This is a genomic window from Bradyrhizobium sp. BR13661, assembly GCF_029892425.1.
GTDB lineage: Bacteria > Pseudomonadota > Alphaproteobacteria > Rhizobiales > Xanthobacteraceae > Bradyrhizobium.
The window spans coordinates 153,341-178,190 of record NZ_JARXWB010000008.1 but is presented as its reverse complement, the minus strand read 5'-3'; the positions used below and the strand labels follow the sequence as shown (position 1 = coordinate 178,190).

Sequence of the window (24,850 nt, the reverse complement as noted above, 5' to 3'; positions counted from 1 at the left end):
GATCTAGCGCGACGTCTTCGAGGGCATCGCCACGTTGCGGCCGATGCCCTCGGGCCGCGCCAGTGCACTGTGAGCCTTGGCGACCCCGGCAATGCGCTGCTGAATATCGGGCGGAAACGCCGCAACGCGACGCGCGTTCATGTCCATGTGCAGCGACATGTTCTCGGAGGTCGCCGACAGCCAGCCCTCGGTTGCGTGCCGCATCTCCTCGAATGTGTGCAGCCGCTTGTCGTCGGCTTCGAGCAGCCAGACCAGAATCTGCACGGGGTCGCCGAGATGGATCTCGCGCAGATACCGCACATGGCATTCGGCGGTGAAGGTCGAGCCGTGGCGCTCTGTCTTGTAGGCGGGACCGATGCCCAGCTCGAGCCAGAACTCGTCGATCGCCCGGTCGAACATCACGTTGTAATAGGCCATGTTGAGATGGCCGTTATAGTCGATCCATTGCGGCTCGATCTGCATGATCGAGGCGCGGAATGGCTCGGGCTTTGCGTCTGTGGTGGCGCTCTCCGGCATGTCTCATTCCCTGGCTATGCGTCCGGTCGCTTGACTTGACCGGTGAGATGTCCTTTGCCACGGTTTCCTGTGTCGGGAGGACGATCCGTGGGTACTGCTATCACCAATAATCCGCCGCGGCCGGAGCCGAAAGCCCTCGCAAGCGCGCTGGAGCAGCTTGCCGCACGCTTCGGCAACCGCCTCATCACCTCGCAGGCCGTCCGCGAGCAGCACGGCCATACCACGACATGGATTGTCAACCAGCCGCCCGACGGCGTGGTGATGGCGCAGGAGACTGCCGACATCCAGGACGTGGTGCGGATTTGCGCCAAACACGGCGTGCCCGTCATTGCCTTCGGCACCGGCACCTCGCTGGAGGGCCAGGTCAACGCGCCCGCTGGTGGCATCTCGATCGATCTGCGCGACATGAACAAGGTGCTCGCGGTGCATGCCGAGGATCTCGACTGCGTGATCCAGCCCGGCGTCACCCGCAAGGCGCTCAACGAGCATCTGCGCGACCAGGGCCTGTTCTTCCCGATCGATCCCGGCGCGGACGCTTCGCTCGGCGGCATGGCCTCGACGCGCGCCTCGGGCACCAACGCGGTGCGTTACGGCACCATGCGCGACAGCGTGCTGGCGCTGAAAGTGGTCCGCGGCGACGGCGAGATCATCACCACGGGCACGCGCGCCAAGAAATCGTCGGCCGGCTACGACCTGACGCATCTGTTCGTCGGCGCCGAAGGCACGCTCGGCATCATCTCCGAACTGACCATCCGCCTGCGCGGTATTCCCGAGACGATCGCGGCCGGCGCAGTGTCGTTCGAAACCGTGCACGGGGCGTGTCAGGCCGTGATCCTCGCGATCCAGACCGGCATTCCCGTTGCGCGCATCGAGCTGCTCAATGCCGCGCAGGTGAAGGCCTGCAATTCCTATTCGAAACTGACGCTGCCGGAGACGCCGCTGCTGCTGATGGAATTCCACGGCAGCGAGATCGAGGTCGCCGAACAGTCGAAGGCGTTCGGCGAGATCGCCAGGGAATGCGGCGGTGGCGATTTCTCGTGGACCACCAAGCCGGAAGATCGCACAAAATTGTGGCAGGCGCGGCACGATGCATACTGGTCCGTGAAAGCATTGCGGCCCGGCGACAGCATCGGCGTCGTTGCAACCGACGTCTGCGTGCCGATCTCGCGCCTTGCCGACTGTGTCAGCGAGACCGAGGAAGATCTCAAGCGGCTCAACCTGTTGTCGCCGATCGTCGGCCATGTCGGCGATGGCAATTTCCACTGCTCGCTGGTGTGTGACACCAACGATGCCGCCGAGATGGCGCGCGGCGAGGAATTCATGCATCGCCTGGTCGAGCGCGCGCAGGCGATGGACGGAACCTGTACCGGCGAGCACGGCATCGGCCAGGGCAAGCAGAAATATCTCAAGGCCGAGCTCGGCCCCGAGGCGCTTGATGCGATGCGTGCCCTGAAAAAGGCACTCGATCCGCAAAACATCTTCAACCCCGGCAAGATCGTGCCGCAGGCGTAGCGCGCGGCATCGGCTTTCGTTTATGCTCGCTCCGTCACGGCGGAGCGATGCAATGCAGTGGTTCGCGCGCAAGACGCGGAAAGAGATCTGGGACGAAGCGATCGAATGGCCGCTCGGCGACATCGAGGCCGCCGCGCGTATCCGTGCCATTTGTGACGCTGCGGCCCCAAGCGCCGCGGGGTGTGCGCAAAACGACAAGCACGACGGCGCGCGCTATGAGCGGGCGGCAAAGGTCGCGATGGAAATCGCGATGAAGATCTCCGACAGCCTGATGCGCGACGACGCGGTGCATCGCATCGTCGATCTCTGCATGATGGCCAATGACATCAAGACGGCGCAGATCCTTTTCCGCGCCATCCACGCCAGCTGGATCCGCGAAACCGCGCAGCGCGAGCATCCGACGCTGGTGCAGTAGCGGCGATTACTTCGCCAGTCTGTGCACGGCCTCGTCCACGCTGTGGAAGACGTGCTCTCTCGGCAGGACCTCGAACAGGCGGAAGCGCTCGAACGCGTCTTGCGCGCGCACCGATTCCAGCCGCGCCAGGGCCACCGTCACGCCCTGTTGGCTGCATGCCCTGAAGACGTCGAGCAGGATCTGCGCGGCGGTGAAGTCGATCTCGACCATGCCGCTCGCCTCCAGCACCAGCAATTGCGGTGTCGCCGTGCCGAGAACCTTGATCACGTCGCTGCGGAAACCGGGCGCGTTGAGGAAGGACAGTGGCGCCTGCAGCCCGATCACGGCGACGCCGGCGATGCGCTCGCCGGCGATGTGCGGATGTGCCGGCCACCAGATCGTGGTGCCCGGCACGCGCTCGAACTCGATGAGCCGCGCGCGCGTCGTGCTCCAGATGCCGTGTAGCAGCGACAGCACGATGCCGAGGAATGCGCCCTGCTGGATCGGCAGCACGATGATCAGTGCGGCGGTGGCGACGATCAGCAGGAACTCGCTGAAGGACTGGCGATAGATCGTGACGATCTGCCGGGTGCGAATGATCCGCAGCGCCACGAACAGGAGGATGCCGCCGAGCGCCGCGTCCGGCACATGGCGCAGCAATCCGGTTCCGAAGGCGAGCAGCAACAGCACGATCGCGGCTGCCGCAAGCCCTGCGAGCTGCGATTGCCCGCCGGTCTCGGCCACGATTCCCGTGCGCGGCGGACTGGCATTGACGGGAAAGGCGCCGAACAGCCCGGACAGCACGCTGCCCGCGCCGGCGCCGAGGAAGTCGCGGTCGACGTCGGCGGGCTTGTCGGGATCGGACGGGAACGATCGCGTGGTGGCCGCGGTCTGCACCATCACCACCACAGTGATCACGAAGGCCAGCGGCACCAGATGCACCCATTGCTCCGGCGCGAGATCGGGCAGGGTTGGCCGCGGCAGCGTACCAGGTACGATGCCGACCACGTTGACGCCCTTGCTCTCGAGGCCGAGCGCGATCGTCGCCAGGGTCGCGGCGACGAGGCCGATCAGCGCGCCGGGAATTTTCGCGCTGATCTTCTCGGAGATGAAGACCGCGGCCAGCACGCCGAAGCCGATGCAGGCCGTGATCGGATTGGTCCGCCCGATCTCGCTTGCGAGCACGCCGATGCGATCGAGCGTCGGCCCACTTGGCGATTCCAGCCCGAGCACACTCGGCAGTTGCGACACGATGATATGGACGGAGATGCCGGCGAGGAAGCCGACCATGACAGGCATCGACAACAGGTTGGCGATGCCGCCGAGGCGAAACGCGCCGCTGGCGAGCATCATCGCGCCCACCATCAGCGCCAGCGCGATCGCTAGCCCTTGATATTCAGGCGAGCCGCTAGCTGCGAGCGCCGCAAGCCCGCCGGCGAAGATCGGCGTGATCGTGGAGTCCGCGCCGCAGGACAGGAAGCGATTGCCGCCGAGCAGCGCAAAGCCGAGCGAGCCCGCCATGAAGGCGAAGAAGCCGATCTGTGGCGCGAAGCCGCCGAGCCGCGCGGTCGCCATCTGCTCGGGGATGGCGATGGCCGCGAGCGTCAGTCCCGCCATGAGATCGCCGGGCAGCGCATAGGACGCGAGTGAGCGGAAGACCGGCCATGAGCCTTTGGCGTGAGCGTCGTTTGGCATCGATGTCGAATCCCCGGAATATGCGTGTCGGTCGGTCAGACTACAGCATTTCCGGCTTCGGCGGCGGCAGACAGCGGTGGCTCTGCCCCATCAACAGAAATGTCCGCAAGCAATGCTTGCGGACATCCGTATCTATCGCAGTGCGGCAGCCTCAGTATCTGTTGCCGCGGCCACCGTAGTCGCCGTGACCCATCTCGCTGCCTCCGCCACCGCCGCGGCCGCCGCCCATACCCATTCCCATGCCAATCCCGACACCGATGCCGATGCCTTGCATGATGGCGGCGGGCGGCACGCCCTGAGACTGTGTATGCTCGACAACAGGCTCGTCAGGCGGCGGCCGGCGCTTCGGCGGCGCATCGACCACCTTGCGCTTTGTCGTCGGCGGCGTGTCGTCGACGCGCTTCTTGATCATGGGCGCAACCGTCGGGTTGATCGGCGTCGTTGCCGGTGGCGTCGGCGTCGAGCACGGGCAGGTCGGCGCCATTGCGACGGCGACCGGGGCCGCCACCGCTGCAACCGGCAGCACGAAGTTGCGGTTCTGCACGCGGAGCAGCATCCGGCGCGCGGTCGCGGCAAGATCGCTGTTGTCCCAGTTCGCCAGATAGGCCTCGTAGGATGCGCGCGTGTTGATCGCGACCGCGCGATCCCACGCCAGCATCTGGCGCCGGCGCTCCATGACGGTGCGCAAGCGCGGCGTGCGGGCGTCCTGCGCATACAGCTCGATATAGGCCTGATACGCAGGGACGGTGTCGTCGGCGATCACGAGATCATAGGCGACCTTGGCATCCTTGCCCTGCAAATCCTTGCGCCAGTCCTCGACGCTGCGCGTGGCGCTGGCCAACGCCATCGAATTCGAGCCCGGGGCGGCTGGCTGACCGTTGTTGCTCTCGGCGCCGAAGAATTTGAAGTCAGTCGTCAGTGACGAGCTCTCCCAGGGGATCTGTCGTCCATCGGTCGACTGCGCCACCGAGATGCGGATGCGCTTGAACACTTCCTCGATCGGGATGTTCGGTTGCTTGGCAACGGTCAGGGCCGCCGTGGTGTAGGGGCTGTCGGCGCCGTTACCGTCCTCGGCTTCGGCGCCAGGCGAGGTCGAATAGGAAATGAAGGTGCCGGGCGCGCCTGCCTTGGTGTCGACGACCGCTAGCCCGTGGCCAGCGCCGCTCAGCGCCGGGAATGGATTGTTGCGGCAGGCATCGAGCATGAAGATGCGCGCCTTCGTCGGCAGTGCGCCGAGCGTGTTGAGCAGATCGTTCAGCCGCACGCCCTGCAATGGAATGTCGGCCTCGCGCTTGGGATCGAGATCGACAGGCACGAGATAGTTCTCGCCATCGATCTGCAGGCCGTGACCGGCGTAGAACACCAGCGCCACAGTGTCGGTTCCGCTGGCGCTGACCTTGCCGGCGAAATCCGAGATCGCCTGGCGCATCTCGGTTTGCGAAAGGTTCGGCGCGGCGGTGACGTTGAAGCCGGCATTGCCGAGCATCTCGGCCATGCCCTTGGCATCATTGGACGCGTTGGGCAGCTCCGGCACCGTGCGATAGGCGGACTGGCCGATCACCAGCGCAAGCCGCGCTTCGGCCGCAGCCTGCGTCGGCGTCATCAACTGGGTGAGGGCGAGCAGGCTGGAGGCAAGGATCAAATGAGAAAGGGCTGGACGGCGCATGTTGTCACCTCCGTTGCAATGCGCGCGAGGATGTCACCTTTTCTAGTCGTCCGCCATTGCTCTGTCTGTGCGCTAGCTCACGCATGTGCGTGCGGCAAAATGGGGCAGAGCCACTGCCGAAGCCAATGCGTCATGCCGATGTCAAAATAGTCCACGATCCCACGGAGGATCTGGCCCAAAGCGCGCGGCGAGGAAATCGATGAAGGCGCGCACCTTGGCTGGCGGCCTGCGATCGGGCAGGTAGACCGCATGCACGGCGGAGGCCTGCATCTCCGGCTGATCGAGCGGCAATGCCACCAGCGTACCGGCGCGCAGATCATCGGCGATGATGAAGGTCGGCTGTCGCGCCAGGCCAAGGCCGGCGAGCGTCGCCGCGCGCAGCGCATCGCCATTGTTGGCGCGCAGATTGCCGGAGACCTGCACCCGGATCTCACCATCCGCGCCGAACAGCCATTCCGCCGCACTCGCCTGTTGCGAGAGCGTGTAGCCGAGACAATTGTGAGTGGCGAGATCGGCGACGCTGCGCGGCGTGCCGTGCTTGGCGAGATAGGACGGGGCGGCGCAGACGACGAGGCGGTTCGGCGCGAGCTTTCGCGCCACCATGCTGGAGTCACGTAAGCGCCCGATGCGGATCGCGAGGTCCCAGCCTTCCTCGGCGAGGTCGACCAGCCGGTCATTGAGGCCGAGCTCGATCGTGACCTCGGGATGTCGTTCCGAGAAATCCGCTATCAGCGGTGCGATCTGCCTTGTGCCGAACACCACGGGCACATTGACCCGCAGCGATCCCCGCGGCTCGACGCGCTCGCGCGCGACCGCGGCGTCGGCGCTCTCCATGTCAGCGAGGATTCGCTCGGAGGACTCAAGATAAAGGCGACCGGCCTCGGTGATCGACAGCCGCCGCGTGGTACGATGGAACAGCTTGATGCCGAGCCGCGCCTCCAGCGAAGCGATATGCTTGGTCACCATGGTCTGCGACAGGCCCATCGCCCGGGCCGCGCCGGACAGGCTGCCGGTCGCCGCCACCTTGGCGAAGACTTCCAGGCTGGTCAGCCGGTCGAGCATCCACCTCACTCTATGGGTATGAAGTATTTTTCCATAATAGCCGATTATCATTCTCGTGAGAATAGATCATAGGTTGCCCAACAAAGGAGACCTCTCATGATCGATTCCCGTACCGCTCCCTATGCCGCGCTGGTCCTGCGCGTGACCCTCGGCGCGCTGTTCCTGGCCCATGCCAGCCTGAAACTGTTCGTTTTTACCCCCGCCGGGACCGCAAAGTTCTTTGGCAGCCTCGGCTTCCCGCCTGAGCTCGCCTACCTCGTGATGACCCTGGAGGTTCTCAGCGGCATTGCCCTGATCCTCGGCGTCTGGACCCGCTATGCGGCGCTGGCCGGCATTCCGGTCCTGCTCGGCGCGATCTTCACCGTGCATGCTGCGGCCGGCTTCTTCTTCACCAACCCGAAGGGTGGCTGGGAATTTCCCGCGTTCTGGGCGATCGCGCTCGTCGCGCAGGCTCTGCTCGGCGACGGCGCCTTCGCACTGCGGCCCTCGCGTGATGTCGAGGCGGCAAACGGGCAATTGAGCGTCGCACCGTCGCGCTGATCTGATTATCGTTGAAATGCGAAAGCTGCGGGACCCCGGTCCCGCAGCTTTTTGCTGCGGACCCATCGATCTGCGTTCGGCATGGATCCATACCTGAATTGGATCGATCTGCGTCAATCTTGCATGGCCCGTCGTTTCAGCGCGATGCGGCATGATCGAAAAACATCGGCAAACATAGGCGTTGCGCCGCAATCTCCGCCGGCGCGCCTGCCGCTTGCGCGCCCGCATCGCCCCCGGCCGCACGCCTTGCCTGTGCCGTCGCTTTGGCCATACAGTCCGCGCAACAGGCCGTGGCAACGACCGCGGCCGCCAACAAAAAATATTGGGGAGAGACACCATGACCATCGTGCCCGTCAGCCGTCGCACGTTCATCAAGTCGTCGACGGCAGTGACCGCCGGCCTCCTTCTCTCTCCCGCCGTCATCGGCCGCGCTGAAGCTGCGACGCTGAAGCTGAAATGCTCCTCTTCGCTGCCCAACGATCCCAAATTCGCCAACGGTCGCGTCTACTACGACAATCTCGTCAAGCAGATTAAGGCCAATGGTCTCGGCGAGCAGGTTGAGGTCGCTTTCTTCCCGGACAACCAGCTCGGTCAGGAAATCGACGTCATCAATTCGGTGAAGCTCGGCGTCATCGACCTCATGATCTCGGGCTCGTCGATCTCGGCCAATCTGGTGCCGCTGGTCGGCACCTACGACCTCGGCTTCCTGTTCTCGAGCTTCCCGCAGCAGACCAAGGCGTTCGACGCCGGCGCCGCCAAGCCGATCGAGGACGCGCTGCTCAAGGGCAGCAACATCCGCATCATCGCCTGGGCCTATAATTTCGGCTCGCGCAGCGTATTGGCGAAGAAGCCCGTGAAGACGCCGGAAGATCTCGCCGGGCTCAAGATTCGCACCCTGCCCAATCCCGTGATCACGGAATGCCTGCGGCTGATGGGCGCCGCCGCGACGCCGCTGGCGTTCGGCGAAATCTACACGGCGCTGCAGGCCGGCGTGCTCGATGGCCTCGAGCACGATCCGCCGACCATCCTTGCCAGCAAGTTCTTCGAAACCGCGAAGTTCTACGCGCTGACGCAGCACAATTTCTCGCCGCTGGCGGTCTATTTCAGCGACATGACCTTCAATCGCATGGATCCGAAGCTGCGCGAGGGTTTTCTCGATGCCGCGAAGAAGGCTGCGATCGACACGCGCGCCCATGGGCTTGCGGTCGAGAAGGAAGCGCTCGCGGCCCTGACCGATAAGGGCGTGACGGTGGCCGAATGCGACCGCGAGGCGTTCAAGAAGCGCGTCGCCCCGCAGCACGAGAACTTCATCAAGGCGCGACCGGAATCCAAGGCCGTCATCGACATCATCCGTTCGACGCAAGCCTGAGATGGCGATGACCGAAGCCGTGCCGCTCTCTGGCGCTCGCCACGGGAGCATCGCTGTTCTGCTTCGCGTGAGCGACGCGATCGCGGCCATCCTGCTGGCAGCCGATCTTGCGGTCGTGTGCGGGTCGGTGCTGTTACGCTTCTTCTTCAACGCGCCGGTCGAATGGTCTGACGACGTCGCGCGCGGATTGATGGTGGGCTCGGCCTTCTTCGGCGCGGCCAGTGCGCTGGCGCGCGGCGAGAATGTCGGCGTCTCCTTTTTCCGCGATCTGCTGCCGCTTCGGCTCCGCACCCTGGTCGATGCCGCAAGTAGCGTGCTCATCGTGCTGATCTCTGCTTACGTCGCCTACAACGCGATCAAGCTGGGATCCTTGACGGCGGGGCAGACCACCGGGTCCGGCCTGCCGCTGGAATTGACGTTCTACCCGATGGGCGTCGGCGCGCTGTTCATGACGGTGTTCGCGGTCGATCATCTCTGTGCGCGGCCGCTGCCCGACATCGTCAGGGGCCTCGTTGCAGTCGCCGTCGTGACCGGCCTCTATCTCGCCTGGGATTATCTGTCGCCGTCGTCGGTGCCGTCGGCTGGCATGCTGATGCTGATCGGCTTCTTCGCCACGCTGTTCGGCGGCTTGCCGATCGGTTTTGCGCTGGCATTGGCGGCTTTGATCTTCATCTGGGTCGAGGGCGCGCTGCCCGGGGTCATCTTTGCTCAGCAGATGGCGCGCGGCATCGACAATTTCGTGCTGCTCGCGATTCCGTTCTTCATCCTCGTCGGCTACCTCATGGAAGCCAATGGCATGTCGGTGCGGCTGATCGAGCTGCTGCAGCGTGCGGTCGGGCGCATGCGCGGCGGGCTGAACGTCGTGATGGTGGCCTCGATGGTGCTGTTCTCCGGCATCTCGGGCTCGAAGATGGCCGATGTCGCGGCCGTCGGCTCCGTGCTGATTCCGGCGGCGCGCCGCTCGAAGCAGAATCCGGGCAGTGCGGTCGCGCTGCTCGCCGCATCCGCGGTGATGGCGGAGACCATTCCGCCCTGCATCAACCTGATCATTCTCGGCTTCGTTGCAAACCTCTCGATCGGCGGCCTGTTCATGGCAGGCCTGCTGCCGGCGGCGTTGATGGCGGCGGTCCTGATCGCCTTCTCCATCATTTTCGGCAAGCCGCCAGCGGACACGGAGGACGTCGAGCCGCAGGCGCCGGTCTCCGGCTTGTGGAGCGGCGCGATCGCTTCGTTCGGCCTGATCTTCATGATCTTCTTCGGCTTCAAGAGCGGCTTTGCCACGGCCACGGAAATCTCTGCCTTCGCCGTGGCCTATGCCCTTGTCGTCGGCAGCGTGGTGTTCCGCGAGCTCGGCTTCAGATCGGCCGCGCATAGTTTCGTGCAGGCGGCGACGCGTGCCGGGCTGGTGCTGTTCATCGTCGCGGCCGCCCAATCGCTGGCGTTCACGCTGACCTTGCAGCAGGTGCCGCATGCGGTCGCTGACGTCATGCTGGGGCTGTCCAAAACGAGCGGGACGTGGCTGTTCATCCTGCTCGCCATCGCCGTGCTGATCGTGATGGGTTCGGTGCTCGAAGGCGCGGCCGCGCTCATCATCTTCGGGCCGCTGCTGCTGCCGGTCGCGGTGCAGCTCGGCATCGATTCCCTGCATTTCGGCGTCGTGCTTGTCATCGCGATGGGCGTCGGCCTGTTCGCCCCACCGCTCGGGCTTGGCCTCTACGGCGCCTGTCTGATCGGCAATGTGCCGATCGAGCAGACGGTGAAGCCGATCCTGGGCTATCTCGGCCTGTTGTTCCTCTGTTTGCTCGTCATCGCCTTCGTGCCATGGCTGAGCACCGCCTTGCCGCGCGCGTTCGGCTACTGAAGGAGTATTGCCGTGAAAGTCCTGCTGGCCCACACGCCGGAGATGCGTCGCAATTACTACGGCGATCGCAGCCTGAACGGCCTGCGCGCCATCGCCGACGTAACCCTGCACGAAGGCGACCAGGCGCTCGATGCGGCAGGCCTCGTGAATGCGGCCAGGGATGCCGACATCATCGTCGCCGATCGCATGACCGAAGGCCGCGGCGAGATCTTTGCGCAATTGCCGCGCTTGCGGGCCTTCGTCCGCTGCGCCGTCGATATCCGCAATGTCGACGTCGACGCCGCCTCGCAAGCCGGCGTGCTGGTGACCCGCGCCGGTCCCGGCTTCGTGCAGGCCGTTGCCGAGCTCGCGATCGGCTTCATGGTCGATCTCTCCCGCGGCGTCTCGCGCGCGACGGCGGACTACCACGCCGGCCGCAAGCCGGAGGCGCGAATGGGCCGGCAGCTTGCCGGCAGCAAGGTCGGGATCATCGGTTATGGCAGCATCGGGCGTTATCTTGCCGAGGTCGCAAAAGTGCTGCGCATGGAGGTGTTGGTCGCCGATCCCTTCGCCAATGTCAGCGACGGCGCGATCAGGCAGGTCGTGCTCGACGAGCTCTTGGCCGAATCGGATTACGTTGTCTGCCTCGCCATTGCCAACGAGCAGACTGAGAAATTGATCGGGGAGGCGGCACTGGCGCGCATGCAGAGGCATGCCGTCTTCATCAATCTGTCGCGCGGCAATCTCGTCGACGAGGCTGCGCTCGCCAAAGCCCTGCTGGAGAACCGCATCGCCGGTGCCGCGATGGATGTCGGCCGCGCGCCGGATCAGATGCCGACGCCGGAATTGGCAAAACTTCCCAACGTCGTCGCGACGCCACATGTCGGCGGGCTGACGCCGCAGGCGATCGAGTATCAGTCGCTGGAAACCGTGCGGCAGGTCGAGGCCATCATCAAGGGCGAAGCGCCGCAGGGCGCCGTCAATGCCGACCGCTGGACGCGTCGGCCTTGAATCGCCCTACAGCCGGTCGACTGCCTTGAACGTTCCGTCTTTCTGGATCACGGTGAGGAACACCTTCGGCGGCGTCTCGATGGCGCGAAGGCCGACGGTGATGATGCTGCCGCTGATGTCGAAGCGTCCGACGTCGTTGATGGTGCGCAGCAGGGCCGCCCGTGTCGGGTTCGGTCCGAGCTTTTCGAGTGCGGCCGCCGCCAGCCGTCCGGAGACATAGCCTTCCAGCGAGACGAAATCCGGTGTCAGCGTGGGATCGATCGCCTTTTGCGCCGCCTGATAGTCGGCGACGAGTTTGATCGAGCGATCCCAGGGAAATGGCACGACCTGTGCGACGACGACGCCTGCGCCTTCGGGCCCCAGCTCATTGGCGAGCGCCGTGGCACCGACGAAGGAGATGTTGGCGAAGGTCGGATAGGCGCCGCTGCGGTGCGCGAGCTTGATGAACTCGGCGCTCGGACCATAGGTGCCGACCATGACAATCGCCTCGGGCTCCGCACGCTTGATCGTGCGCCAGGCCGCGCCCACCGCGCGCGTGTTGCGCTCGAAGGTGCCCTCAACGGCGAGCTCGAGGCCGCGTCTGGCAAGCGCGCTCTTCACGCCCGCAAGACCGTCGCGCCCGAAGGAATCGTCCTGATAGAAGATGCCGATCCGGGTGAAATGGCGATCCTCGGTCAGATGCTCGATCAGGGTTTCGGTCTCCGCGCCGTAGCTTGCGCGGATGTTCACGACGTTGGCCAGTTCGAGGTCGCGCAGGAACTCCGCGCCGCTGAACGGAGCGATGAAGGGGATGCCACGCGCGCTCGTCACCGGGATCGTCGCCATCGCGGTCGGCGTGCCCACCGCGCCGATCAACGCGAACACCTTGTCGTCGTCGATCAAACGCAATGTCTGCGCAACCGACCGGTCGGGATCGTAGCCGTCGTCGCGGCTGATCAATTGCAGCTTGCGGCCGTGGATGCCGCCCCTGGCGTTGATTTCAGCGAACGCTGCGGCGATGCCGTGCCGCAGCCGCTGCCCGAGTGCCGAAGACGGACCTTCGAGCGCAGCCGCCTGGCCGAACAGGATTGCGTCGCTGCTCACGCCGACCTCGTCGGCCCTGGCCGCGACTGCAATCGTGGCCAACAAGACCGTGGTCAGGACGAGACGCGTCGCCAATCGATGTCGGGTCATGGAACAATAGTGCCGGGCACAGGGGAAAGACCTGCGCAATGTAACCCGGCTGGCTGAATCGCGGACTAACCAGAGGTGCTATGCGGCCCCCGTAGTACTCCGGGTAAATCAGGCAGTTCCGGTCCGGTGTGCACCTTCATGCTCCCATTTCGTTAACTACCCCGAGCAATGCGGGAAAGCTGGGTTTCGAAATTGTGCAGTTCTTAACTGCGCCCTTGTCCGATAGCGATCCCGGCGGCTCAACCAGAAGTTCAGGCTGCCGCGTAGAGGGGATAGCGGCTTCAGGATGGGCGATCGCGATCAGAATGATCAGGATCGGAAACGCGCGACCGGGCGGCGTCTTGCGCCGTTGATCGGGCTCTGTCGTCCTGCGTTCGTGGCGGCCGGCCTCGGGCTGCTGTTCTCGCTGGCGGGTGCTGCCGCAGTGGCGCGATGGGAAGATCGCGTCAACAAGCTCGAGTTCGAGAACGCGGCCGACACCGAATCCATCGTCATGCAGAACGGCATGAGCGAATATATCAGCCGGCTCGTTGCGCTGCGGACCCTGTTCGAATCGGCCAACGACGAAATTACCCGCAGCGAGTTCGAGACTTTCAGCGCACGCCTGTTCGAGCGTCACCCGGGCATGTTGCGCGTCGCCTGGCTGCCACGCGTCAACCGCAAGGAGCGGGCCGAATACGAAGCCGCCGCGATCGCCGACGGCATCTCCAGCTATCATATCAAGTCGCTTCAGGGCGACAAATTCGCGCTCGCTCCCGAGAGCGACGAATACTTTCCCGTCTTCTACTCGACCCAGCCGAAGACTTCGCAAGTCTATGGCATGGACCATAGCAGTGTTCCGGAACGTCGTGTTACCCTCGAACGCGCGCGCGACAATGACCGGATCGTCGCCATTCGCGCCCGCCTCTACGCAGATCGTGAGACAGGCCGCCAGCCCGATGTGATCGTCTCAGTGCCCGTCTATGCCAAGGGCACTTCGCGCGACACGGTCGTGGACCGCCGCCGCAATCTCGCGGGCTTCGTGGTCGGCGTGTTCGACCTGCCGATGTTGATGCAGGCCATTCGCGCGACGACCGGGGCGAACCCCGCGGTCAGCATCAACATCTATCCGCCCTACACGGCAAGCATCGTCAGTCTCGAACAGTCGATGCCGGACTTCGCATCGGCGCCCACGGCGCCCCAGTCGATGCGTGACGTCGCGCAAGGACGGCACTGGGCGGGCCATCTCAGGATCGGCGACACCGATTGGCAGGTGCGCGCCATGCCAACGGTCGGCGGCCCGCTCGAGACGAGCTACGACCGTGCGGGCGCGGTGCTGGTTGTCGGCATGCTGCTGACGCTGTCGCTGTCGACCTATCTGATGCTCGCAAGCCGCAATTCACGGCGGCTGTCGTTGGCCAACCGGCGCGTGCTCGAGCTGGCCCAGACCGACGTCCTCACCGGATTGCCGAACCGCGCTTTCTTCCTTGCCAGGCTCGACGAGCTCAACAACCAGTTGGAGAACGGCGGCGGCTGGACCTTCTCGATCCTGATGCTCGATCTCGATCGCTTCAAGAACGTCAATGATTCCCTCGGTCATGGCGCGGGCGATGCGCTGCTGCGGCTGGTTGCCCAGCGGCTGAAATCCGCCGTGCGTGCCACCGACGTGCTGGCGCGGCTCGGCGGCGACGAATTCGCCATCATCCAGGAAGGCTGCGAGGATCAGCGTGCTTGCTCGACGGAGCTTGCGGGCCGCATCGCCAAGCTCGTGACCGAGCCGTTCCTGCTGCCCGGACATCGCGTCGAGATCGGCACCAGCATCGGTATCGCGATCGCGCCCGATCACGGCCGCGACCAGGAGCAGCTGCTGAAGAAGGCCGACCTTGCGCTCTACCGCTCGAAATCGGCCGGCCGCAACTGCTTCACCATCTACGACGAGGCGATGTCGGCCGAGCTCGAGGCGCGCAACACGCTGGAAGGCGATCTGCGCGACGCCATCGCGCGCTGCCAGCTGGAAGTTCACTACCAGCCGTTCATGGATGCCAGCACCGGCGCGCGGCGCGGCTTCGAGGCGCTGGTGCGCTGGCGGCATCCGGCGCGCGGGCTGATCCCGCCGGATCAGTTCATCGCGCTCGCCGAGGAATCCGGGCTGATCGTGCCGCTCGGAGAGTTCGTGCTGCGTCGCGCCTGCGCGGATGCGGCGACGTGGCCGTCCGATCTGATGGTCGCGGTGAATCTGTCGCCGATCCAGTTCAAGGAAGCCGATCTGTTCGACGTCATCAGCGCGGCCTTGCGGGATTCCGGCCTGTCGTCGCAACGGCTCGAGATCGAGATCACCGAATCCGTCCTGCTGGAGCGCGGCACCGAGAATCACGCCTTCATGGAACGGCTGAAGAGCATCGGCATCGAGCTCGCGCTCGACGATTTCGGCACCGGCTATTCCTCGCTCAGCTACCTCACCGCGTTTCCGTTCGACAAGATCAAGATCGACAAATCCTTCGTCCGCAACCTCACGCACCAGCCGCGCTCGTCCGCCATCATCTCCTCGATCGTGACGCTGGCGCGCGGGCTCGACATGTCGGTCACCGCCGAAGGCGTCGAGACGTCAGAGGAGTTCGAGCGGCTGAAGGCGCTCGGCATCAATTTTGCGCAAGGCTATCTGTTCGGCCGCCCGCTGCCGATCGACCAGATCGAGCTCGACGGCCCGAATGAGCGTTCGCGGCGCGACGCCGCCTGAGCGGCCGTCCAAAAGGCATTCGCGAAAATCGCTTGACCCCGGCGTCCCCAGATGGTCCGAAGGATCGTCCAGGGATGAAACAAAAAAAATGCGGCTTCGGTTCTTCTACGGCTGGGTCGTGGTCGCGGTGACGTTCGTCACCATGGCCATCGGCGTCAACGCGCGCACCTCCTTCTCGCTGTTCTTTCCGCCGATCCTCTCCGAATTTGGCTGGGAGCGCGGCGTCACCGCGGGCGCGTTCTCCTTCGGCTTCGTTGCATCAGGCGTGGCCAGTCCGCTGATCGGCCGGCTGATGGATCGCGCGGGGCCGCGCGCGGTGATGGAGCTCGGCGTCGCTCTGATGGCCGGCGGGTTGCTGCTCGCGCCGCTCACCAGCCAGCCCTGGCACCTCTATCTCACGATCGGTGTCATGGTCGGCGCCGGTTCCGTGTGTCTCGGCTATTCCGGCCAGTCGCTGTTTCTGCCGAACTGGTTCATCCGCAAGCGTGGCTTTGCCATCGGCATCGCCTTTGCCGGCGTCGGCATCGGTTCGATGACGCTGCTGCCATGGGTGCAGCACATGATCGAGCAGACCGGCTGGCGCACCGCCTGCACCGCGATGGGACTGATGATCCTGGTCGTGCTGGCGCCGATCAATCTGCTGCTGCACAAGCGCCCCGAAGACATCGGCCTGCAGCCGGATGGCGATGCTGCGCCGGCCGCGGGCACGGCCAAGCCGGTCTCCAACATCGTCGATCACGACTGGGTCGCCACCGACTGGACGCTGCGGCGAGCGGTCGGGACCGCGCGCTTCTGGTGGATCGCGCTCGGCTATTTCTCCGGCCTGTACATCTGGTACGCGGTGCAGGTGCATCAGACCAAGTTCCTGCTCGAGATCGGCTTCAGCCCGAGCGTTGCAGTCTGGGCGCTCGGCGCCGTCAGCCTGCTCGGCATCCCCGGCCAGATTTTCCTCGGCCACATCTCCGACCGGATCGGCCGGGAATGGGTCTGGGCGATCAGCTGCGCCGGCTTTGCGATCTGTTTCGCGGCGCTGATCGGGCTGAAATACCAGCCTTCGATCTGGCTGGTCTGGCTGATGGTGTTCACGCAGGGCGCGCTTGGTTACGGCCTCACCTCGATCATGGGCGCGGTGGTGTTCGAGATTTTTCAAGGCCGGCACCAGGGCAGCATCTTCGGAATGATCATGCTCGCGGCGCTGGCGGGCGGCGCGGCCGGCCCGTGGCTGACCGGTTTGCTCTACGATCGCGCCGGCGACTACACGCTTGCCTTTGCCATCGCGATGATCGTCAGTGGTTTGTCGGCGCTGTCGGTCTGGCAGGCCTCGCCCGGCAAGGTGCGGGCTGTAGCGGGCCGGCTGCACAGGCTCCAGTCCGGAACCGGAACTGAGTAAGTTCCTCACGCACCACATTACCTCTGCGTCTTTCGCGGAATGTTAAGCATGTCGCGGCTTGGCCAAACGCAGGCCGGTTGCAAAAAGGTCTTGGACACCATCGACGCGTTAGCTTCGGGCGGATTGCCGCATTTTCCTGATGCTGCCGAGCGCGATGATGTCTGCTTCCGACTTCCCGGTCACCGAAATGCCCGACGTGCTGCGCGCCGCGCTCGAATGCGCCGACGACGGCATCGTCATTGTCGACGATGCGCACCGCATCACCTATTTCAACGCCGGCGCGGAGCGGATCTGGAAACTCGCGCGCGCTGACGTGCTCGGCGGTGATGCCGGCATTCTCACGCTCAAATGCCTTCAGGCCGATCCGGTCGCGGACTTTCGCGACGAGATCAGCCTCGTCAGGCGTGACGGCAGCCGGATCAAGGCCGCGATCGTGTTGTCGTCGACGACCATCGACGGCACCACCCATCGCATCGTGTTCGCGCGCGACGTCACCGCCGACGCCGAGCGTCGCGTCAGGATCGGGCTGCTCAACGCCGTCTCGGACCAGACCAATCGCGCGGTGATCATCACCGACGTCGAGCAGAACATCCGCTACGTCAATTCGGCCTTCACGGCGCTGTTCGGCTATACCAGCGAGGAAGCCGAGGGACGACCTGCGGCAGAGCTCATCGCTGGTTGCCATACCAACCGCAGGGCGATCGCGAAGCTCGTCAAGCGGCTCATGGCCGGCGGACGCCGCGGCGAGGTCGAGACACTCGCTTACGACAAAAGCGGCGAGGAGATCTGGATCTGTGCGCGGCTCGACGCCTTCCGCGACAACAAGGGCCGGCTCAAGCACATCTTCGCGCTGGTCGAGGACATCACCGAGAGCAGGCAGTTGCGCTCGCTGCAGCAGCTCATCATGAGCGCGCTCGCCGACGAGGTGCCGATCACCGAGATTGCCGACCGGCTCTGCCGCCGCGTCGAGGAGATCGCGCCCGACGTCGTCTGCTCGCTGCTGCATGTCGATGCTGCAGGCTTGATTCACCCGCTCGGCGGTCCGAGCTTGCCCGAGGCCTATTCCCGCGCGCTGGAGGGCATCGCGATCGGCCCCAATGTCGGCTCCTGCGGCACCGCCGCCTTCTACGGCGAGCCGGTGCTGGCCGAGGATCTCGATACCGATCCGCGCTGGCAGCCCTACAAGGCCATGCCGCTGGCGACCGGCTTGCGTGCCTGCTGGTCGACCCCGGTCAAGGCCAAGGACGGCCGGGTCATTGCGACGTTCGCATTCTACTATCGCGAGCCCCGCGCGCCGAGCAATTGGCACCGGCGCATCGTCGATGCCTGCGTCGACCTCGGCGCCTTCGCCATCGAACGCAAGGAGGCGCGTGCCGAGATCGCGCGGCTTGCCTATCACGACATCCTCACCGGGCTGCCCAACCGTGCGCAACTGCGACACCTGATCACGACGGCGATCAACGCCTGTGCGGCCGGCAGCCACGTCGCACTGGCATTTCTCGACGTCGACCATTTCAAGGACGTCAACGACACGCTCGGTCATGCCGCGGGCGACGAACTCCTGGTGCAACTGGCGCAGCGCCTGCGCGAGCAGATGGGGCCTGAGGACATGCTGGGCCGGCTCGGCGGCGACGAGTTCGTCATCCTGCTTCCGCACCGCACCGCCGCGGGTGCCGAGCAGGTCGCTGCCCGCGTCACCGAGGCGCTGGCCGCGCCCTTGCGGCTCGGATCGAAGCTGATGCCGATGTCGGCCAGCATCGGCATCAGCCTTTATCCCGACCATGCCACCGACATTGATACGCTGATGCAGCAGGCCGATGCCGCCATGTACATGGCCAAGCAGGCGGGCCGTTCGACCCATCGCATGTACAGCGCCGAGATGAACGGTCTCACCGAGCAGCGGCTGGCGATGATCGCAGCGCTGCGCCGCGCCATCGCCGACAATGCGCTGAGCCTCAGCTACCAGCCGCAGATCCGCAGCGGTGACGGCGCCATCCACGGCGTCGAGGCGCTGGCGCGCTGGCACGATGCGACGCTGGGCGACGTCTCGCCGGCAAGGTTCATTCCGCTCGCTGAAGAATGCGGCCTGATCGAGCAGATCGGCCTGTGGTCGGTACGCGAGGCCTGCCGGCAGATGGCGGCCTGGCGCCGCGCCGGGCTCAACATCCCCTCGGTCTCGGTGAATTTGTCGCCGATCAATTTCCGCAACGTTGCGCTGGCCGCGCGGCTCGCGGGCATCCTCGCCGAATACGAACTGCCGCCGGATGCCCTGATGCTGGAGATCACCGAAGGCACCTTCATGCAGGACGGCGCCGCCGCGCTGGAGACGATGCATGCGATCCGTGCGCTCGGCATCGGCCTGTCCGTGGATGATTTCGGCACCGGCTATTCGAGCCTCTCCAGGCTCGCGCATCTGCCGATCCGCGAGCTCAAGATCGACCGCAGTTTCATGCGCGACATCGAGAAGGATGCCGGCGCAGTTGCGATCGCCACCGCCGTGATCCGCGTCGGCCAGGGTCTTAGGCTGACCGTCGTCGCCGAAGGCGTCGAGACCGAAGGCCAGCGCAAGATGCTGGCCGAGCTCGGCTGCGACGTCGTGCAGGGATTCCTCTACGCCCCCGCGCTCGCGCCTGTTGCCTTCGAGCGCTGGCTGATCGAGCATTGCGCCGAGCAGGCGAGGGCGATGCTGCGCCGGTTGGATGTCAAGCCGGCGGGTGAGGGCGCGGTGAGGCGGTCGGCCTAGCGTGCGGATTCCAGGATCACACCGACGATCGCGAGATCGCCGGTGTCTTCGTTTAGGGCGTGCAATTCAGGCCGCGCGGATGAGGCCGAGCTGCTGCAAGGCAGTAACCCCGTCATCAAGACCGATCTCCTCGAGGATCTTTCCGTCCTTGAGCTTCAACACGGTCGTGCCGGTGAACTTCATTTTGCGGCCGGTGTTGGCCGGCAGCGATCCCGCCAGGAAGTCGCCGAACGCCGGCCCGGTATGCGTGCCTCCGCCTTCCCATCGGCCGACGACATAGTCGCCTTCGGCGATGAGATCGGCAGCGCCCCAGAAGTTGAGATCGGGGAACGCTTTCCGAAAGTCCGTCATGAACGCCTTGATATCGTCGCGCCCGCGCCGCGGCTGGTGCAGCGAATATTGCAGCAGCATGTCTGGCGCTGCGAGCTCATCGACAATTCCGAGGTCGCAGGTCTCGCCCCAGAATTTCGTGAACCACTGGCCAACGATGGCCTTGTTGTCGTCTTCAATCGTCACGATCACTTCTCCCATTGTGTGCTTTACTGCCCACCATGAGAAGCTATGACCATCACAGCGCTGCCCTCCCACCCGATTCCCGACGACGCTCGTTCCTCGTATCAGAGCGTTGGTGTGTGGACGAAGGTTCGGACGCGCATCTGCCGGCGGGCCCACGGCGGTGCGACGAACGCAATGTCCACTTTGCCTCTATAGCGACTGAGTTCGTGCGGCAGCGCAATATGTCGCGATGGGCCATAAGCAGTCGCAAAGGATCCATGATAAACAGCCCGCTCACGAGAGCGGCATCGCACCTTGCCGCGGTTCGCTGAACAAAGAGCGTGGAGGACTGCCGAGCCATGGGAACAACGGTGGATAGATTGCCGAGTGGCGGCTTTGCTCGGCTTGTACCCGAGTTTGACGTATTCGACCTGGAACGCAGCAAGAGTTTTTGGTGCGATATACTCGGCTTCCAGATTGCCTATCAAAGGCCTGAGAATCTCTTCATGTACATCGAGCTACAAGGGGCACAGGTCATGCTGAATCAGAGAAATGGCAACTGGGAAACCGGGCCTCTGGAGCGGCCGTTGGGGCGCGGGATTAATTTCCAGATCTTCGTCGACTCTGTTGCCCCTCTTCTCGATGCGCTGAAGCAGCACAAATGGGCTCTCTTCAGAGAATGTCACGACGCATGGTATCGGATCGCAGGAGAGGAGCGCGGCAACAGGCAATTCTTGGTCCAAGACCCCGATGGTTACCTCCTGCGGTTCGCAGAGGATTTGGGGAAGAGGTAACCGCGCCTTTCGAAAGAGAGCCGCGTCAGGTGGCTAGTCCGCCATGGGTCACTTTCGACTGATTCAACGGGGTTGTCGGCAGGTTGATGTCCGCTTCGATCCCGTGAGCGCCGAGCCGGGGACTGGTCGGAAGCGTTGCGCTTCGACCGCCCAAATCTACGACAGGCGCGCTGCTAACTTGCGTAGGGCGCGCACGCCGCGACGAGAGCTCCGCGCTCGCCTTCGGTTCCCTAAGCTTCCGCCAAGTTTCTCGTTGAAATACCGGTCACGTCCGCATGATGCTGGTGCGCCCGTAACGTGTCGACGAGCAGATCGATGTCCGTGCGGGTATGTCCGGCATTGAGTTGAATACGGAGGCGCGCTTTGCGAAGCGGCACCGCCGGGAAGCGAACGGCATCGACGTGGATTCCGGCTTCGCCAAGTGACCTCGCGAGCGCGTCGGCGGCATCTTCATCCCCGATCAGAATTGGGACGATCGGCGACTCCGTTGAAGCCAACCGATAGGGCAGCTCGGACATCCTCGTGACGAAGTAAGCCTGATTTTCCCACAGGCGCGCACGACGCTCGGGTTCGTCCCTGACCATGTCCACCGCTTCGCTGAGTGCAGCCGCCTGGTCCGGCGGCAGCGTCGACGTGAATCCATAAGCCGAGCAGGCCAGGCGAATGATTTGCGCGATATGGGTTTCCGTTGCAATGAAACCGCCGATCCCGCCATAGGCCTTGCTCAGCGTGCCCATGTAGATCATGCGTTCGCTTGCGATGCCGAAATGTTCGGCTATTCCGCCGCCGTGCTCGCCAAGAATGCCGGTCCCGTGAGCATCGTCGACGTACAAGGTGGTGTCGTAACGCTCGGCGAGCTGCAGCAAATCGGGCAAGGGCGCGATGTCGCCGTCCTGACTGAAGACTCCATCGGTGACGATGATTTTGGTCGAGGCGGTCGATTTCTTGAGAAGCGATTCAAGGTGATCGAGGTCGAGATGTCGATATGTCGCCCGCGCGGCTCCAGACATGCGGATACCTTCGCGGATGCTGACATGATTGAATTCATCGCTGAAATAAGCGTAGGTATATTCTCGCGCGCTGGTAAATCCACAAACGCGCGCGAATTTGGAAGTTTGCGGAAGAGAAGACAAAACTCCGAGGTTCGCCATGTATCCCGTTGCGAACAGCACCGCGGCATCTTTGTTCTTGCAGGCCGCGAGCTTGCTCTCGAGCTCGCTATAGAGTGCCAGGTTCCCGCCGAGCAGGCGCGACTCGCAGTTGCCGACACCGTAGGCTTCCAAACCTCGCCTGGCTGCTTCGATCAAACGCGTGCTGGTCGCGAGCGAGAGGTAGTTGTTGGTGCTGAAGGATACGTATGTCTTGCCATGAGAGCGGAAAACCGGGTTCGGCAAGGACTCGACGGGATCGCCGTCATGCATGTTCTGGTGCACCAGCCATTCGGCCATTTCAACAAATTCTTGCAAGCCAACTCCTGTACTGCGGCAAGCCCATGCTGCCTTTTGAATAATGATAGAGGTCATAACGATAGAGATACGGCACTGGACATCGGGGAAGGTACGATTCCGAGGCAGCCAACTTCCGAATCTTGGTATCCAGGCCTCCGCAGTGATTCGACGGTCCTCGACAAAACATTGCTGAATGTTAATGGAGTTCCCGATCGCGCGCAAATGCGCCCGAAATCGTGTTAACATCACTCCGACGCCAGCCCCGTCCTGCGCCGCAAATCCGTAATCGCGCGCCAAAAACTGTCGGCCGGCGTCGTCTCGGGATCGATCAGCCGGTGCAGGCGGAAGCCGTCTTCCAGCGCCAGCACGACCGAGGCCATCCAGGGCGGGTTCAGCGTGTCGCCCCTGGCTTTGTCCTTCAACGTCGCCTCGACGATGTCGGCGATCAGCTTGCGCCGCGCGCGAAGCCGCTTGGCAAGCTCCGGCCGGCGCTTCTCGGCGCGCGCGACGAACAGGATCATCTCCATGTGCAGGAGCGGGGAGCGGCCGAGCGGGTCCTGCCGCGTGCGATCCATCGCCTTCAACGCGGCGATGAAATCGTCGAGGTTTTTGTGCTGCGCCAGGATCTCCATGTTGCGCCGGATCGATTGCTCGACATGGTCCTCGAGCATGGCGAAGATCAACTCGTCCTTGCTCCTGAAATTCGAATAGAACGCGCCGCGGGTGAAGCCCGCCTCCGCCGCGATCGCCTCGATGCTGGCGCCGCCAATGCCGTCCTGCTCGAACACGCGTGCGGCAGCCTCGAACAGCGCCTCCCGCGTGTCGTCCCTGGTCGGCCTGGTCCTCACTCTTGACATCGGGCCAGTTTAGGGCAGAATGCAACTCGATACAACAATGTATCGAGTTGATAAAATACAGGGGATGGTTACGCCGGGCTTTGGGGGCTGCCTTGCGTATCGTGTCATGCGGCAACCGATGTGAGGTCACCATGAACGAGCAAGTGCAACCCGCAGGCGGACCGCTGTTCAATCCGCTGGCGCCGGACTTCATCCGCAATCCCTACCCGCATTACGAACGGCTGCGCACGATCGATCCGATTCATGTGACGCCGTTCGGCCAGTTCGTCGCCAGCCGTCACGCCGATGTCAGCCTCGTGATGCGCGACAAGCGCTTCGGCAAGGATTTCGTTGAGCGCTCCAAGCGGCGCTATAGCCCCGAGATCATGAACGAGCCGGTGTTCCGCAGCATGAGCCACTGGATGCTGCAGTCCGATCCGCCCGATCACACCCGCCTGCGCGGCCTCGTCGTGAAGGCGTTCACCGCCCGCCGCGTCGAGGACATGCGGCCGCGCATCCAGGAGATCGTCGACCAGACCATCGATGCCGTGATTGATCGCGGCCATATGGACCTGATCGAGGATTTCGCCTTCCGCCTGCCCGTCACCATCATCTGCGACATGCTCGGCATCCCGGAGGACCATCGCGAGCTCTTCTACAAGAGCTCGGGCGAGGGCGGCCGGCTGCTCGATCCGGTGCCGATGACGCCGGAAGAGATCGCGAAGGGCAATGCCGCCAACATGATGGGGCAGATGTATTTCCAGCAACTGTTCGAGCTGCGCCGCAAGAATCCCGGCGACGACCTCATCACCCAGCTGGTGCAGGCCGAGGAGGACGGCAACCAGCTCACCAATGAGGAGCTGACCGCCAACATTATCCTGCTGTTCGGCGCCGGCCACGAGACCACGGTCAACCTGATCGGCAACGGCTTGCTCGCGCTTCACCGCAACCCGGAGCAGCTCGCGCTTCTGAAGGCGCGGCCGGACCTGATGGTCAATGCGATCGAGGAGTTCTTGCGCTACGATTCGTCCGTGCAGATGACCGGACGGGTCGCGCTGGAGGAGTTCGACGATCTCGGCGGCAAGAGAATCCCCAAGGGCGAGACCGTGCTGTGCCTGCTCGGCTCGGCCAATCACGACCCGGCGGTTTACCCCGATCACCCCGACAGGCTCGATATCACCAGGCCGAACGTTCGGCCGCTGTCGTTCGGCGGCGGCATCCATTTCTGCCTGGGCGCCCAACTGGCGCGCATCGAGGCCGAGGTCGCCATCGCCACGCTGCTGCGGCGGCTGCCGGACTTACGCATCGACGACGTCGAGAACCCGGAATGGCGGCCGACCTTCGTGCTGCGGGGCCTGAAGCAGCTTCCGGCGAGCTGGCGATAGTCTTGCCCCGCGAGAACTTTTCCTCATCCTGAGCGCCGAAGGCGGGCGTCTCGAAGGATGGCCACGGGCGAGAGCTGGGCCTGCATGGTTCGAGACGGCGCTAACGCGCCTCCTCACCATGAGGGTCTCCCACCCGCATTAACCTCCGTGCGCAACAGTCGCTGTGACTTCGCCACACTTCCCCTTATATAAGGGGCTGTTCCGGCGCGCCTGAAGCTTGGTTGTGGGCTTGGGTTTGAAGGCTTGGGTTTGACCCGGGTGCCGG

At 64.3% G+C, this 24,850-nt stretch carries 19 protein-coding genes; 11 read left to right on the top strand and 8 right to left on the bottom strand.

Annotated elements, in window-relative coordinates; translation table 11 throughout:
* Positions 1-3 precede the first annotated feature (3 nt).
* A complete protein-coding gene (locus M2427_RS15985; RefSeq protein WP_280707359.1) occupies positions 4-516 on the bottom strand; it encodes a thioesterase family protein in 513 nt (170 codons plus the stop codon).
* A gap of 87 nt (positions 517-603) precedes the next feature.
* On the opposite strand from M2427_RS15985, the gene M2427_RS15980 reads away from it, so the two are divergent.
* Both M2427_RS15980 and M2427_RS15975 read left to right on the top strand, forming a co-directional pair.
* Positions 604-2,028, top strand: a complete 1,425-nt coding sequence (locus M2427_RS15980; protein ID WP_280707358.1) for an FAD-linked oxidase C-terminal domain-containing protein — start codon at positions 604-606, stop codon at positions 2,026-2,028.
* Positions 2,029-2,080: 52 nt separating this feature from the next.
* On the top strand, positions 2,081-2,443 hold the full coding sequence (locus M2427_RS15975; RefSeq protein WP_280707356.1) for a hypothetical protein: 363 nt from the start codon (positions 2,081-2,083) through the stop codon (positions 2,441-2,443).
* Positions 2,444-2,449: 6 nt separating this feature from the next.
* Here M2427_RS15975 and M2427_RS15970 read toward each other — a convergent pair whose 3' ends face one another.
* From M2427_RS15970 to M2427_RS15960, 3 genes are all read right to left on the bottom strand, one after another.
* Entirely contained in the window at positions 2,450-4,117 is a 1,668-nt protein-coding gene (locus M2427_RS15970) for a SulP family inorganic anion transporter (protein WP_280707355.1), read from the bottom strand.
* 151 nt (positions 4,118-4,268) lie between these two features.
* Positions 4,269-5,783, bottom strand: a complete 1,515-nt coding sequence (locus tag M2427_RS15965; protein WP_280707354.1) for a caspase family protein — start codon at positions 5,781-5,783, stop codon at positions 4,269-4,271.
* A 141-nt stretch (positions 5,784-5,924) separates the two neighbouring features.
* Positions 5,925-6,845 carry a LysR family transcriptional regulator gene (locus M2427_RS15960; RefSeq protein ID WP_280707353.1) on the bottom strand — a complete coding sequence of 307 codons (921 nt, stop codon included), beginning with the start codon at positions 6,843-6,845 and terminating at the stop codon, positions 5,925-5,927.
* A 96-nt stretch (positions 6,846-6,941) separates the two neighbouring features.
* Between M2427_RS15960 and M2427_RS15955 the strand changes: the two genes are divergently transcribed.
* The 4 genes from M2427_RS15955 (at position 6,942) to M2427_RS15940 (ending at position 11,605) form a co-directional block, all read left to right on the top strand.
* A complete protein-coding gene (locus M2427_RS15955; RefSeq protein WP_280707350.1) occupies positions 6,942-7,385 on the top strand; it encodes a DoxX family protein in 444 nt (147 codons plus the stop codon).
* 337 nt (positions 7,386-7,722) lie between these two features.
* Entirely contained in the window at positions 7,723-8,754 is a 1,032-nt protein-coding gene (locus M2427_RS15950) for a TRAP transporter substrate-binding protein (protein WP_280707349.1), read from the top strand.
* Between the two features lie 7 nt (positions 8,755-8,761).
* Complete coding sequence (locus M2427_RS15945) at positions 8,762-10,615, top strand: TRAP transporter large permease subunit (RefSeq protein WP_280707348.1); 1,854 nt, start codon at positions 8,762-8,764, stop codon at positions 10,613-10,615.
* A gap of 12 nt (positions 10,616-10,627) precedes the next feature.
* Positions 10,628-11,605: a hydroxyacid dehydrogenase gene (locus M2427_RS15940; RefSeq protein WP_280707347.1), complete on the top strand. Its 978-nt coding sequence runs from the start codon at positions 10,628-10,630 to the stop codon at positions 11,603-11,605.
* A gap of 6 nt (positions 11,606-11,611) precedes the next feature.
* Here M2427_RS15940 and M2427_RS15935 read toward each other — a convergent pair whose 3' ends face one another.
* Positions 11,612-12,778 carry an ABC transporter substrate-binding protein gene (locus M2427_RS15935; protein WP_280707346.1) on the bottom strand — a complete coding sequence of 389 codons (1,167 nt, stop codon included), beginning with the start codon at positions 12,776-12,778 and terminating at the stop codon, positions 11,612-11,614.
* Positions 12,779-13,064: 286 nt separating this feature from the next.
* Here M2427_RS15935 and M2427_RS15930 point away from each other — a divergent pair, with 286 nt between their 5' ends.
* From M2427_RS15930 to M2427_RS15920, 3 genes are all read left to right on the top strand, one after another.
* Positions 13,065-15,494 (top strand): EAL domain-containing protein, encoded by a 2,430-nt coding sequence (locus M2427_RS15930; protein WP_280707345.1) that lies wholly within the window; start codon positions 13,065-13,067, stop codon positions 15,492-15,494.
* An 88-nt stretch (positions 15,495-15,582) separates the two neighbouring features.
* Complete coding sequence (locus tag M2427_RS15925; protein ID WP_280707344.1) at positions 15,583-16,884, top strand: MFS transporter; 1,302 nt, start codon at positions 15,583-15,585, stop codon at positions 16,882-16,884.
* A gap of 157 nt (positions 16,885-17,041) precedes the next feature.
* A complete protein-coding gene (locus tag M2427_RS15920; protein ID WP_280707343.1) occupies positions 17,042-19,627 on the top strand; it encodes an EAL domain-containing protein in 2,586 nt (861 codons plus the stop codon).
* A gap of 66 nt (positions 19,628-19,693) precedes the next feature.
* On the opposite strand, the gene M2427_RS15915 is transcribed toward M2427_RS15920, so the two are convergent.
* Positions 19,694-20,143, bottom strand: a complete 450-nt coding sequence (locus tag M2427_RS15915) for an ester cyclase (protein WP_280707342.1) — start codon at positions 20,141-20,143, stop codon at positions 19,694-19,696.
* A 338-nt stretch (positions 20,144-20,481) separates the two neighbouring features.
* Here M2427_RS15915 and M2427_RS15910 point away from each other — a divergent pair, with 338 nt between their 5' ends.
* The gene (locus tag M2427_RS15910; protein WP_280707340.1) at positions 20,482-20,916 is read left to right on the top strand and encodes a VOC family protein; all 435 of its coding nucleotides are present in this window, start codon (positions 20,482-20,484) and stop codon (positions 20,914-20,916) included.
* Positions 20,917-21,146: 230 nt separating this feature from the next.
* Here the strand turns inward: M2427_RS15910 and M2427_RS15905 are convergent, their stop codons facing one another.
* A complete protein-coding gene (locus M2427_RS15905; RefSeq protein ID WP_280707339.1) occupies positions 21,147-22,382 on the bottom strand; it encodes a pyridoxal phosphate-dependent aminotransferase family protein in 1,236 nt (411 codons plus the stop codon).
* A gap of 227 nt (positions 22,383-22,609) precedes the next feature.
* Positions 22,610-23,221 (bottom strand): TetR/AcrR family transcriptional regulator, encoded by a 612-nt coding sequence (locus tag M2427_RS15900; RefSeq protein ID WP_280707338.1) that lies wholly within the window; start codon positions 23,219-23,221, stop codon positions 22,610-22,612.
* A 131-nt stretch (positions 23,222-23,352) separates the two neighbouring features.
* Here M2427_RS15900 and M2427_RS15895 point away from each other — a divergent pair, with 131 nt between their 5' ends.
* Positions 23,353-24,585: a cytochrome P450 gene (locus M2427_RS15895; RefSeq protein ID WP_280707337.1), complete on the top strand. Its 1,233-nt coding sequence runs from the start codon at positions 23,353-23,355 to the stop codon at positions 24,583-24,585.
* Positions 24,586-24,850 lie beyond the last annotated feature (265 nt).

Excerpts from the sequence above, each read along its gene's own strand:
- M2427_RS15985 (WP_280707359.1), bottom strand. The coding sequence starts at position 516 with ATGCCGGAGAGCGCCACCACAGACGCAAAGCCCGAGCCATTCCGCGCC.
- M2427_RS15975 (WP_280707356.1), top strand. The coding sequence starts at position 2,081 with ATGCAGTGGTTCGCGCGCAAGACGCGGAAAGAGATCTGGGACGAAGCG.
- M2427_RS15970 (WP_280707355.1), bottom strand. The coding sequence starts at position 4,117 with ATGCCAAACGACGCTCACGCCAAAGGCTCATGGCCGGTCTTCCGCTCA.
- M2427_RS15965 (WP_280707354.1), bottom strand. The coding sequence starts at position 5,783 with ATGCGCCGTCCAGCCCTTTCTCATTTGATCCTTGCCTCCAGCCTGCTC.
- M2427_RS15960 (WP_280707353.1), bottom strand. The coding sequence starts at position 6,845 with ATGCTCGACCGGCTGACCAGCCTGGAAGTCTTCGCCAAGGTGGCGGCG.
- M2427_RS15955 (WP_280707350.1), top strand. The coding sequence starts at position 6,942 with ATGATCGATTCCCGTACCGCTCCCTATGCCGCGCTGGTCCTGCGCGTG.
- M2427_RS15950 (WP_280707349.1), top strand. The coding sequence starts at position 7,723 with ATGACCATCGTGCCCGTCAGCCGTCGCACGTTCATCAAGTCGTCGACG.
- M2427_RS15945 (WP_280707348.1), top strand. The coding sequence starts at position 8,762 with ATGACCGAAGCCGTGCCGCTCTCTGGCGCTCGCCACGGGAGCATCGCT.
- M2427_RS15935 (WP_280707346.1), bottom strand. The coding sequence starts at position 12,778 with ATGACCCGACATCGATTGGCGACGCGTCTCGTCCTGACCACGGTCTTG.
- M2427_RS15930 (WP_280707345.1), top strand. The coding sequence starts at position 13,065 with ATGGGCGATCGCGATCAGAATGATCAGGATCGGAAACGCGCGACCGGG.
- M2427_RS15925 (WP_280707344.1), top strand. The coding sequence starts at position 15,583 with ATGCGGCTTCGGTTCTTCTACGGCTGGGTCGTGGTCGCGGTGACGTTC.
- M2427_RS15920 (WP_280707343.1), top strand. The coding sequence starts at position 17,042 with ATGTCTGCTTCCGACTTCCCGGTCACCGAAATGCCCGACGTGCTGCGC.
- M2427_RS15910 (WP_280707340.1), top strand. The coding sequence starts at position 20,482 with ATGGGAACAACGGTGGATAGATTGCCGAGTGGCGGCTTTGCTCGGCTT.
- M2427_RS15900 (WP_280707338.1), bottom strand. The coding sequence starts at position 23,221 with ATGTCAAGAGTGAGGACCAGGCCGACCAGGGACGACACGCGGGAGGCG.
- M2427_RS15895 (WP_280707337.1), top strand. The coding sequence starts at position 23,353 with ATGAACGAGCAAGTGCAACCCGCAGGCGGACCGCTGTTCAATCCGCTG.